Origin of the sequence: Bacillus sp. FSL K6-2944 (assembly GCF_038005385.1) — a bacterium.
In the GTDB taxonomy this organism is placed as follows: domain Bacteria; phylum Bacillota; class Bacilli; order Bacillales; family Bacillaceae_G; genus Bacillus_A; species Bacillus_A cereus.
Genome location: NZ_JBBOTE010000001.1, coordinates 1,515,755 through 1,529,434 on the forward strand (window position 1 = coordinate 1,515,755; position 13,680 = coordinate 1,529,434).

Consider the following 13,680-nt stretch of genomic DNA (forward strand, 5'->3'; position numbering starts at 1 on the left):
TTCTTGCTCGCCTTTTCATTTTTATAATTTGTAATCACAAATTGTTTGTATTGGATTTTGAAGAATCGTGTTGATTAACCCCTGGATGTGATTTAATATTTCCTGTATTTTCTCTGTTTCATATACCGTTTGATCATATCCAAACTTTATTGTAAGTCTTTCTTCAGGGAAGCACATAATTCCATACTTTACATGTGGCTCATCAACAACTTCGTAATCCGTGATAGCAAAATGTCTGTTTTCATTTGAAGAAAAGATTGCTGGATTAGTTGGATAGTTTTCAAAAACCCAAAGATGGTCAGTCAACTCAGTTTTTAATTCACTTTGCTTTTGTATATCAACAAATGAATAGTATGCATACTCATTACATTTCAATGTCTCTAGTTGTACCTTTTGCAGGAAGTCCACAAAAGATTGCGTTTCTGTCCATGCTAATCGGATAGGCAAAACATTTGTGAACAGACCGAACATATTTTCAATTCCTTCTACTTCGGGAGGTCTGACTGATACTAGGTTAGGCAATACTACTTCTCTCGTTCCGTTGAATTTGCCAAGCAATATTCCCCATACAGCTAGTAATGCCGTATTCATAGTTATATTATTTTTAGTTACAAATGTTTGTAACTGATCAGTCAAATCCTTATCTAATGTTAAATCCATAAAAGTGAAGTTTAACCCTTCACTTTTAGATGGGACTTTCTTTTTAGGAATACTAATTTTCTGATTGTATCCTGATAAATAATCTCGCCAAAAATGACGTGCTTTCTCATGATCTTGTGCCAAAGTCCAATCTATAAATGTTTCAAAAGGTTTTACCATGGGTAACCCCGCCGTAGTTCCGGCATTTGTAGTTTCGTAGAGCTGGAATAATTCGTCTATCAAAATGCTGACGCTCCAACCATCACATAATAGATGATGGGAACTCCAAATTACTTTATGCTCGTTATTACCTAGTTGGAATATACAGAGACGTGTCATAAGTTCATCATTTTTAAATCCTCGACTTAAATTTTCATTCATCCACTGTTTTAGGAATTCTTGCTGTTCTTGTTTCGTCATCTCAATCAAGTTTTTTATTTCTGAATTTATTTGAACATCATATAGAACAGCTTGCCAAGGTTTTGCTTGTTCATCTTGCACAATTATTGTTCTTAAAGAATCATGACGATCAACTAACTGTTGGAAACACTGAATAAAGAGTTTAATATCCAGCTCCCCCTCAAGTGCCCAAATTGTTTGTTCAAAATATGCATTTGTATCAGGTTCATTCGTAGCATGCTCATAAATAACTTCCTGGAAAGGTGCTAACGGGTAAATACGTTCTATTTTTATATCCGGCATTTTTTCTTGTATTTTGTTAAGTGTATGTTGATTAAGTTGTTTATCTTTAACATTTAGTAATGTAGCTTTATTATCGTTCATTATGTTTACATCATTTGTTTGTGAACTTGAAAACTGGTCTAGCTTTTTAACAAATTGAACCATGTCCCTTAATATAGGAAATGAAAATATATTTTTTGGTTCAAGCTCGAATCCTTGTCGATACAGTCTGACGGACACTTGAATCGCTTTTATCGAATCTCCACCTAAGGCGAAGAAATGATCATTTACTCCAACTTGATCTATTTTGAGTACTTCTTGCCAAATACTAGTTAATATTTTTTCCATTTCAGTTTTTGGGGCAATAAATACTTCATTTTTTTGTTTCTCCGGAGTAGGGAGCGCTTTTCTATCTAATTTCCCGTTTGGAGTCAGGGGTAATTGGTCCAAATAAACAAAATAAGAAGGAATCATATAATCTGGCAAGTGATCTTGCAAATGCTTTCGTAGTTCTGTTGTACTAATATTTTGCTCAGTTACCACATATGCAACTAAAAATTTTATTCCGTTCTCATCTGTTTGATCAATTACGACAGCATGTTCGACTTGTTTATAAGTTAGAAGACAATGAGAGATTTCTTCTAACTCTACTCGATATCCCTGAATTTTCACTTGGTAATCTTGGCGGCCTAAAAATTCAATATATCCCTCAGAATGCATTTTTCCACAATCCCCTGTTTTATATATAAGACCAAAATCAGGATGTGACACAAACGCTTCATTTGTTTTCTTTTCATCATTTAAATATCCTTTAGCAAGGCCCACTCCCCCGATATATAAATCTCCAATTACACCAACAGGGCACATTTTCTTTTCATAGTTCAACACATAATACGTTTGGTTTGCCAAGGGCATCCCGTATGGAATACTATTCCAATGTGATTCCACCTGTTTGACCGGATAATAAATTGACCAAATCGATGCTTCTGTTGCCCCTCCTAGTGAGACTACTTCTGCAATCGGAAAATGTCGTTTTATTTTTTCTGGTAAAGAAAGCGGAATCCAATCTCCACTATGTAAAACTAAACGTAAAGAAGGATATTCAAAATGAGAACCTACTTGCTCCAATGCCAAATCCATGATTGCAGGCACTGTATTCCAAATTGTAATCCCTCTACGTTCGACAGTGCGGATTAATTCTTGCATGTCTCTCGGATCACGAATCATTACTAACATTGCACCTGTGCTTAAAGCTCCGAAAATATCGTATACAGATAGGTCAAAACACATGGAAGAGATACCAATAATACGATCATCTTCATTCACCTCATATTTTTGATTTATGTCTTGAATAGTATTTGTAACCGCTTGGTGAGTAATAATTACTCCTTTTGGTTTTCCTGTACTTCCTGAAGTGTATATAATATAGGCAATATCTTCTGGACCAGCAATAGCGGGCATATCTTCTGTTGTATAAAATGACAAATGATTTTCTTCATAAAGACTAGGTTCTAATAAAAGCTTGCATGAGCTATTTTTTAAAATATATGTTTGGCGATCTAAAGGATGATCGGGATCAATCGGAACATAAGCGGCACCTGATTTTAAAACACCTAACATATTAACAATTGTGTCAACTCGCCTTTTTGCTAAAAGACCCACTTTGTCACCTAGACCAATACCTTGCTCTTTTAAGAAGTGGGCAATTTGATTAGAACGTTTATGAAGTTCCGAGTATGTTAACCATTCTTGTTCAAATACCACTGCTACTTCATCCGGTGTACGTTTTACTTGGTCTGTAAATAATTGATACAGAGTAGTTGAAGGTATTTTTTCTGTTGTTTCATTGTATTGCTTAATTAAAGTTTGATCCGATTCTTTCATCTGCAAAGATGTTATATCGCTTTGTTTCACCAATTGTTCCAATAAGTCAACAAATTGGGAAAACATTGCTTCTATTACATCAACATCAAACAACTCTTCAACATAGTTCCAGCTAATTAATAACTCTCCATTTTTTTCAATTACTACATTATCCAAATACACTTGTGGAGTCCGAGCATGAATATAGCGAAGAGAACCAAGTTGTTCCCAAGAGAAAGCACCTGCACCTGCTAACATCGAGGTGAAAACGATTGGCATAACTGCTTTTGGCGTCATTTGATGATATCGAGTAAAATCTCGAATAAAGTTAACTCCATCGTAATGACGATGTTCAAGGCCATCTAATAAAGTAGCTTGCGTTTCTTTTACTCTAGTAAAGAAAGTTTGCTCTGGTTTTACATCAACATCCAATAAAATAAGTGATGTGAAATCTCCAACAATCTGTTCTACTTCATCATGAACAGGATAACGGTTAAATACAGTCAAGTTAATTGCTAATCGACGTTGATTACTCCAATGTGCCAACACATCACCATATATTGTACAAAGTAGAGCGGAAGGCGTTACCTCTTTCTCTTGTGCTAACTTTCGTAGCTTTGTCCATTTTTTATTATCCAGGATTTTTGTAAGTGATTGGAATTTAGGAGTAGCAATCTCTGCTGGATCCTTTTTTAACAGCAAAGATGGTGCAAACGGAAAGTCAGGAAGCTTACTTGTCCAATAATCTTTTGCTGTTTTATATTCTTCGCTTTGTTCCATTTCATCATAGATAAACATATAATCTTGAAAATCAAAAGATAAAGATTCTAATTTTTGATTTGGTTTATAATAATAATGCAACAAATCCTGTCCAACAATGTTCATGCTTGCTCCGTCCATTAATAAAGCATCGTATCGAAAACATAATAAATACGTGTCTTCTTTTAAAAGAAAAGCTTTCAATTCAAACAAAGGCCATTGCCCCAAAGGGAATACATGGTTAGTCATTCGAGAACGCTCTTCTTGTAAGCGAGCATGTTGATTCCTATCATCTAAATCTATGAGACTCACTATTTCAATCTCGTAATCAGGAACGCTTTGTAATATTTGCTGTTTTCCCTCTGGTAAAATTACAGCTCGCAACATTGGATGACGATGAATTACCTTTTGAAAACTTTTTGAAAGACGATTGATATCCAAAGCTGTTTCATATTCAAAATATGTTTGAGGGGAAATACCACTTAATTCAAACTGTGAATTCCGTCCTATCATATACGCTGTCTGAACTTCTGTTAAGGAAAATGGCTTAGACAAATCTTTAACATGAGTTGGTCTACTTTCAAAGTTTTCCTCTTTATGCTCTAGCTTTACACAAGAACTCAGTTGAGCGATTGTGGGGTGCTTAAAAAAATCTGTTGTACTTATTTTTAAGCCGTCTTTTCTTAATAAATTAATTACCTGAAGTGCTTTAATAGATTCTCCTTTTAATGCAAAAAAATTATCATGAATACCGATTCCCTCGATCTCCATAACTTTTTCCCATGCACGCACTAATTTTTGTTCAATTTCATTGCGCGGAGCAAGGTATGGAATTGATACATAATCCGTTTGTGTTATATCCAACAATCTTTTTCTATCCACTTTTCCATTTGGATTCAATGGAATCTCTTCTACCTGAATCATTTTTTCAGGAATCATAAACTCAGGTAATTTATCACTTAAATATTTTCTGATTTCATCAAAAGACACCTTGTTATCCGATACATAGTAGGCAGCTAATAATTTCCTATTTCCATACACTTGATCAACAACGATAGCCTGGTTTATTTCTGGATATTCCCTTAATTGAGTTTCGATTTCTCTTAATTCAATCCGATACCCCCGAATTTTCACTTGATGATCCATTCTACCTAAATATTCAAGTTCTCCATTAGGCAACCAACGAACGAGATCACCTGTATGATACATCATTTCCCCTGCCGCAAAAGGACTCGGTACAAACTTTTCATCTGTCAGTTTATTTTTACCAAGATACCCTCGTGCTACCGCTACGCCAGCAATGCAGAGTTCACCGGGAATTCCAAATGGTTTTAATTGGCCATACTTATTCAATATATAGGAATGATAATTCGGGTTAGGTTTGCCAATCGTAACTTCTTTGGAAGTGCTCAAGTCTTTTACTGTTGCGCAAATGGTTGTTTCTGTGGGACCATAAATATTTAAAATTGTTGCTTCACTGATACAACGAATTTTTTCAACCAAATCAATGGAAAATGATTCTCCTGCTAATAAAATAGATTTTAAATCTTTTAGAAAAATCGCCCCTTCTGGATCACTCAAAATCACTTCCATTCGCGATGGCGTTGATTCCCATAAATCCACCTTATGTTTTTTGACCAAATGAGCCAATTCTTTTGTTGCAAACTGGTCCTCTGTAGCAATTACTACTTTTGAACCTTGCGTTAAAGGAAGACATATTTCTAACAAGGAAATATCAAAAGATACACTAGCAAGAAACAAGAATGATTGATTAGCTTTTACTTTTTCTCTCATTACATTTAAAAAATGAACTAGCGATTTTTGTTCTATCATTACCCCTTTTGGATTTCCTGTCGATCCTGATGTGTAAATAACATAAGCTAAATCATTAGGATTATGTTCTCGTACTAAATTACTTTCTTCACCTTGAAAAAGATATTCTTTATCAAGATACAGTACTTCACCTGCAAATTGTGGCAATACTTCCTCTGTTCGCTTACTAAGTAAATATTTTGCTTGACTATCTTGTAACATATATTCAATTCGTTCAGTTGGGTAGTTAGGGTCGATTGGTAAATACGCTGCTCCTGCTTTTAAAATCCCCATCATACCAATAATCATTTCTAATGACCGATCTACCATAACGCCAATAATACTTTCTTTTGAAACACCTTTACTTTGAAGAATCGAAGCCAATTGATTCGCTTTCTTATTCAATTCTCTATATGTCAAAGATTGATCATTACAAACAACAGCAATTTGATCTGGAGTTTTTAATACTTGCGCTTCAAACAAATCTTGAAATGATTGAAACAAGTCTATGCCCTTTTGAAAAGTATTCAATCCTTCTAACAACTCTTTTTCTTCTTCTGCAATAATACAAATATCTTTCAATGCCAAATTCGGATTTTGTGAAACTTGCTTTAAAACATAACAATACGAATTGGCAAACTGTTGCAAAGAAGAGAATGAACGGGACTTGCAAGAAATTTGAAATTCAAATTCATTATGTATTTCATTCCATTTTCTTCGTATCCATAGGGCTAAATTATTCTCTGCGTATTCTGCTAGCGAATTTTCATTATGTAATCCTTCCATCCCGATTACAATTTGAAAAGGAGTTAAATTGTGTTTAACTAATAATTCAGAGAGCGGATACTCCTGATTTTCATACCCGAATAAAGTCGTTTGTTCAATCTCATTTACTAATTGTTTAAAGGTGTGATGCGGCTGGATTTCACTTCCTAAAGGAATCAACTTATTAAGATTCTCACTTTGTTCAAGATTCTTTTCAATTATAGGAATACCAATAGTAATTCTTTCTTGATCTGTATAATGTGCCAAACAAACCCTTAAAGCGGCTTGAAACCAGCTAAATAATAATAAATCTTGAGACTTACTTATTTTTTGTATACTTTTACTAAATTCTACATTCACTATGACTTGAACGTATTCACAAGGTGTTTCTTTATTTAGTCGGTAATCGCTATTAAATTTAAATACAGAAAAATCGAGAATCTCGGAAGATAATTGCTCCTTCCAAAACGCTTCTACTTCTTTATTTTCATGAATCGAACTTCGATCTTTAATTTGCATTTTTATCTTTATCCCCCTAATATTCATTTCTTCTACTCGTTAATTTTCAAGCCAACTTCAAGCCCATGGAGAAACACTTGATGATTATCCAAACATAAAAATTGCTGAATCTCTTCAAATTTCATATGACCGACTGAACAAACCCCTAAATTTAATGTCTCAGCAACCATATTTAAGGTAGCAGTGATAATGCCTGACTCAATACAAGCAAATAAATATCCATCTGAACCGTATTTCGGGATGGAAGCGTTCGCATTATAAACCAAATAAACTGAGAAGGCAGATTGAGTAAATAAATCCTGATTAATTAACTCATGATCACTTTTGATTACTTGATCAATGTTGTTTACAATCACAAGACTATTTTTTGATGGGTTATAATAATAAAATCCAGCTTTCATATCCTCTATACGTTTTGGTTTTACATAAACAAAGATATCAATGGGATAGAGCCCGCCTGCACTTGCGTAATGATAGTATATTTTTTCTTCCCTAACCTGTTTTAGAGTTGATAAGAATCGGGAAAATTCCGAAAAACTAATATGTTTTTCCATATCAAATTGACGACAAGACCTACGTTCCTTGATTATAGTAGGTAGCTCATTTGTTGTTTCAAGTTGAATTTCGGTCGACCGTGCAGCAACGTGCGTGCGATTTAATTGTTTACTCATATACTTATCTAACTTTTCTTTAGAAAAGCGAATCTGGTTGCTATATGGATTTGAAAAAATCTTTTCTTGTGAAGAAAATACTTCTCTTGGGTGTAATATATTACTTACTAACACACGATTTTTTATCATGAGCTCTATGTTTTTTTGTGTCTCTTCTACATTTCCTAACGAAAAGCGCTCTACTAGTTCACTAATTTTCACACCTTTTTGAGCCATAAAATAAAAATCTGGAAACCACTCAGACAGAATACCTGTAAATCTCATTTCCCCTATCAAAACTTCATTATGCAACTTCTCCCAATGCTTAATCGGAGACCAGTAATAAATTTTCTCGCTCATATAACCCTCCATAAACGTTTAACTTATTTTTGAAATGCAATTTTCTAATTTACAAAAATTTTTTCGGATTCTGCTCCTTGTCTCATAGTGATTATAAATACATGCACTTTAACGAAAATTGAAAATAATGAAATAACTTTTTCTTCATTAAAATTTTTTATTTCATCATAAAAAATGATTTCTTTTTGGATATTTCACATCCTTTCCCATAGTAATCCTATAAGGTATAAACCATTTATAACATTGAGAATATTCATGTATTTCCAATGTGAAATTATTGTAATGGATTGGAGAGCGGTTGAATATAGTTATTAAATCAAATAATGTTGAGAAAATTTTATTTATTATATCGATAAAATTTTATGATGTAATTTATTACAAATAGATTAAGAAAAGAGTTTTAAATTTTTCTTAATCAGTTAGTGTGAAAATATCACATACTATTACATACAATCGAGTTACTTACATTTCATATTCAAAATAGAGAAAAGACACCTTGAATGGTGTCTTTTCTCTATTTTAATTCCATATACTTTTTACGCCTTTGTTATTTTTAAACGATTTGTAGGAGTTAATACAACTCGAACATCTAGTTCGTTATATGTTCGAATATATAATAAACATTATATGAATTACGAATGTATTTCAGGTAATTTTATAAATAAACTCAAAGATATCTTCTCCTCCTACTGTCATAAAAGAAATAATCTATTGCTTATTTCTTTTATTAAATTGTAATATAATTACAGTATGTGAAATTATATTACATTAACTTTAAAAGCGAAGTGAGAATAATCTTCACTTCGCTTTTTTCATTTGCAATCCTTATTAACTTTGCTCAATTCAGTATTTATTTCCACACTCTTCGCTTTTATTTAATTGGTTTTTCTGATTTTAAAACAATGGAACTTAATGCAGGAACTTTAATTTTATTGTCATGGACAACATAAAGTGGTTTACTTCCCGCCTGCTTGCCATCTACTAGTACTTTCCAAGGCCCTTTCGATGGAAGTGTTATTTCAACAGCTTCTCTATTTGCATTGTGAGCCACTGTAAAGTATTCATGTTTATTCCCCTCTATTATATAAGCTACAGTATTTTGGGGAGCATCAATAAATGATACGTGTGTTTTTATTTGCTCTGCAGATGTCATTCGAAAAGCTGAGTACTTTTTGCGTAATTCTATTAAACCCTTCATATAATCTACTTCATTATTAAACGTTGCACGGCGCAGCCAATCCATCTGGTTAATTGAGTCTGGAGATTTGTAACTATTATGATCACCGTATTTCGTCCGCATAAACTCTTGCCCTGCATGTAAAAATGGAATTCCTTGTGATGTTAATAAAATCGAAGAAGACAATTTGTGCATTTGTGTTCGCACTTCATCGCTGTCACCTGGATTAGTTAACTCAAGTTTATCCCATAATGTATGATTGTCATGTGCTTCCACATAAGTTAGCACCTGTTCCGGATCTTGATAGGTAGACGAATTTGTATCGTAGTCAATACCTGCCGTAATACCTTTTTTAATACGATCTTCCATATTTTCCTTTCCATTTATAAAACCATTTTCTTTTTCCTCAAATACACTACCTTTTAACCCATCACGTATATTATCGTTAAAATGAGCAATCCCTTTCATTTTCTCTGCATTTTTTTGATTTGCTTTCAGCTCAGCTGCAAGAGGTGTATTTAAATCCCATCCTTCTCCGTGTAGTATAATAGAAGGGTCAATTTGATTAACAGCTTTACGTATTTCATTCATCGTTTCATAATCATGAATACCCATTAAATCAAAACGGAATCCATCTAAATTGTATTCTTTTGCCCAATATGTGACGGAATCTATCATAAATTTCCTCATCATTTTTCTTTCTGAAGCAGTATCATTTCCTACTCCAGTTCCATTTGCAAATGTTCCATCTTCATTGTAACGATAATAATAGCCTGGAACTAACTTATGGAAATTAGATTCAGCAGCGTTATACATATGGTTATATACTACATCCATCACCACTCGAAGATTATTATCATGTAGTGTTTGAACCATTTGCTTTAATTCAGTTATTCGCACAGTTGGCTCATAAGGATTTGTAGAATAGGAGCCTTCTGGAACGTTGAAATTTTTAGGATCATATCCCCAGTTATATTGCGGTTCATTTAAAGTCTCTTCATTTACAGAAGCATAATCAAATATCGGTAAAAGCTGAACGTGAGTAACACCGAGATCCTTTATATGATCAAGTCCTGTTTTTACACCTTCTGGCCCTTTTGTTCCTTTTTCTGTTACACCTAAATACTTCCCTTTCTGTTTAATACCACTTTCAGGTTGAATGGAAAGATCGCGTACATGTAACTCATAAATAATAGCATCTTCCGGATTTTTAAATTTTGGCTTTTTGTTTGCTTTCCATTTTTTCGGATTTGTTTCTTCTAAATTAACGACTGCACCTTTATCCCCATTTACAGAAGCAGCACGCACATATGGATCAACCGCTTCAGTCCACTTATCACCAATTTTGACCTTATACGTATAAAAGAGCCCTTTTTGGTTCCCCTTTAGTTCTGATGTCCAAGTTCCCTTTTCACCTTGTTGCATGTTTATTTCAGCACCTATTTTATCGCTCCATTTTTTATATGTAACTAACTTCGCTTCGCTTGCAGTAGGAGCCCATAAACGGAACTTTGTATGTTGCGGAGTATATGTATTTCCTAAATCGTTACCACCATAATAAAATAAATTATCAAATTCTTCGCTACGAATGACTTTACCAATTTCAGTATTCGTATCAGCTAAGTTTTCTATTTTAACTTTGTATGTTTGTTTTAAATCAATTTTCTGTTCCGTAATTATTTTGACCTTATTAGTAATATCGCCACTGTTTATATCATAAGGAGTAATATTCTTAATTTTAATGCCTTCAATTTCAATTTTCTTTTCCTTAATATTAAACGGGACATTAGTCGTTACAGTAATTTCATGGAAACCATCAATAGTTGCTTTTTGAATTGAGAGATCCGATGAAGGCTTAGAGTTATATACTTTTTCATCACCCGAAAGGATCCATACTTCAGCACGACCGTCCTTTATATTTTCAATCCAACGATCCCCACCATCTTTTTCCCATTCATTTGTTCGAACTATAAATCCTACACGATTATAGTCACCGTCTATTTTTATCTTAGCGTATTTTCCAAATTCATCTTCACCAGTAAATTGATAAGATGTACCATTTGCATTTTCTCCCCATAACCAAAGATTCCAGTCTTTTGTATTTCCAAGCTTTTCTTTGTAATGAATGATAATTTCAGTTGTTTTCGAATTTGAAACTGCCTTCACACTCTGAAAGGAGAAAACAGATGATAACATAACGATTAAAGTAAGTAATAAAACTGTTTTGTTAATTAATCTTTTTGTAATTTGCATCACATACACCCTTTCTTCAAATATTACTAACGATTTATTATGCTTACACTGAATAACACTGCTTAAATTAATCTAGAAATCTCTTTTACTTCACCTCCATATCGGCTATTTTCACGTATGTATTTCAATGACCTTTTAATACGAAAACGTTTGCATTAGTACTTAAAAAAATAGATTTGTTTATGCCTTCATATATTTGTAAATACTAAAAGATCAGGGAAAACATTTTAAAGCAATCGTTTGTTATCGCTTTCATTTTATAGACTTTCTATCAAGAGGTCAATATATTATTAATTTTCTGTTTTTATATATTTTAAACCTTATTTATTTGTCACAACTTCTTACAGATAAAGTGCCTCATTATTGCTTAGTCAGTTTATTTTCAACGATACATTGCCACGTAAAAAACAGCTAATATCCTTAAAATGACATTAGCTGTTTTTCATAATGTATTAATATATGAATGATAACTATATTTCTAAATTACTTAATTTTTGCTGCATCAAATGCTTTTTGAACTGCTTGAACTTCAGCTGTATTCGCACCATATTTATTAGTTGCCACTCGAATACATGCTGATCTCAATTCTTTGAAATTAGAAGTCATGTTTAACTCATCTGTATTTGCATAATAGAAAATATCAAACATTTTATCTTCACCAATTCCTTTAACAGTTACTCCGTTATGAGTTCCGCCTTTTGCAATCAGATACGCAACTTTATTAATAATACTTGAATTAAAATGAACACCGCCTTGATCCCATCCATTAAAATCGTTAAATTCACTGTAATCATCTGGATAAGGCACTCCAAGTGAAGATGGAACAGAAGCTGGGTTTTCCATATCACGGAAAACAGATCCCGTTTGTTCTCCCATTGTCCAGTTAAAGTTTCCATTATTTACGTATTTCTCAATAGATGTTCCCATAATATCAGATAGCGCCTCATTAATCGCACCGGATTCCCCGTAATATTCAAGATTAGATTCGCTAGAAGTAACAGCATGTGTAAATTCATGTCCAGCTACGTCATATGCTTTAACAATAGGATCGCCATATACAAGCATACTTCCATTATTAGCACTTAATGCATTCTGCCAATTTTTCGGATCATTCGTCTCTTCAGAATCCCAAGCGTGTACAACTGAAACTACCTTTTGTCCCTTATTATCAAAGCTATTACGCTTGTATTTATCTTTATAAAAATCAAATACTTTTGTTGCTAAGTAATGAGCACTTACTGCTTTTGGATCGTTAAATGTTGCCGAAGTACTTGTCGCTAATGTACCAGGATAATAGCTTTCTTCTTTAGTAATATCTCTGTAATTCACATCATATGTTTCAATGCCTTGCCCTCTTGTATAATCAGCAAGAGCATATTTGCCATTACTTTGTTTAGAGATACCAAATGAACGATTAATACCTAAATCATCTTTTCCTGTTCCGGTTAATGATGTAAGACTGCTTTGTTTACTTTTCTTTAAAGCTCCAACTAGTTTGTCACTGGCCTTTAAGTTAGATTCTTGTACCATATTTTTTAACATATCACCATTTTGTGCATTTACTAAATAAGTACCAGAAACATAGTTTGGTGTTGCAGCTTCGAAGGTAACTTGGTATGCATTGCTAGCTTGTCCATTATTTTCATCAACAAAAATAACCTCTTTAACTTCTGGCTCAGAAATAAACTTGATATCGTTCCCGTATTTCGTATAAATATATTGTTTTGCTTCATCTTTTGATAGATTAATAGGTTTTTTCAATTCTTCTTGTTTTAAATTTTGCGCGCTATCACCTGAAACACTTTTAATAACACCCTTATTATCTACGTGTGCAGTTAATTGATGTCCATATACTTCTTTTCCTTCGTATGTTTGCTGCATACGCACAAGTGTAGTTCCATCATACGAACCACGTTTTTGAAGGACTTTATAATCTACTCCTGCTTCTCCATTGACTTGTTTTTGGGACAGAGCTTGTTCTGTTTTCTCCTTAAGTGCATCCTTTACTACATTTTCTGGTGCCTTTTGTGACGGCTGTGTAAGTTCACCCGAACGGAACGATTCCTCCTGAATTTGAACTTGTAGTTGATCTGTTTCCTCTGCATGACCTACCCCATATGGTGCCACAGCTGTTAAAGCTAATCCTGTTGTTAATGCTACCTTAGTTAATGTCTTTTTGTTTTTCATTATTTCACCTCGTAT

At 33.4% G+C, this 13,680-nt stretch carries 4 protein-coding genes; all 4 read right to left on the reverse strand.

Annotation, left to right across the window (positions count from 1 at the left end):
* Positions 1-21: 21 nt before the first annotated feature.
* Positions 22-7,038 carry a non-ribosomal peptide synthetase gene (locus tag MHH55_RS07675; RefSeq protein ID WP_139362502.1) on the reverse strand — a complete coding sequence of 2,339 codons (7,017 nt, stop codon included), beginning with the start codon at positions 7,036-7,038 and terminating at the stop codon, positions 22-24.
* Positions 7,039-7,070: 32 nt separating this feature from the next.
* On the reverse strand, positions 7,071-8,048 hold the full coding sequence (locus MHH55_RS07680) for a SagB/ThcOx family dehydrogenase (protein ID WP_001290968.1): 978 nt from the start codon (positions 8,046-8,048) through the stop codon (positions 7,071-7,073).
* 871 nt (positions 8,049-8,919) lie between these two features.
* Entirely contained in the window at positions 8,920-11,478 is a 2,559-nt protein-coding gene (pulA, locus tag MHH55_RS07685; protein ID WP_074047805.1) for a type I pullulanase, read from the reverse strand.
* Between the two features lie 483 nt (positions 11,479-11,961).
* A complete protein-coding gene (locus MHH55_RS07690) occupies positions 11,962-13,665 on the reverse strand; it encodes a M4 family metallopeptidase (RefSeq protein WP_000791447.1) in 1,704 nt (567 codons plus the stop codon).
* Between the last annotated feature and the right edge of the window lie 15 nt (positions 13,666-13,680).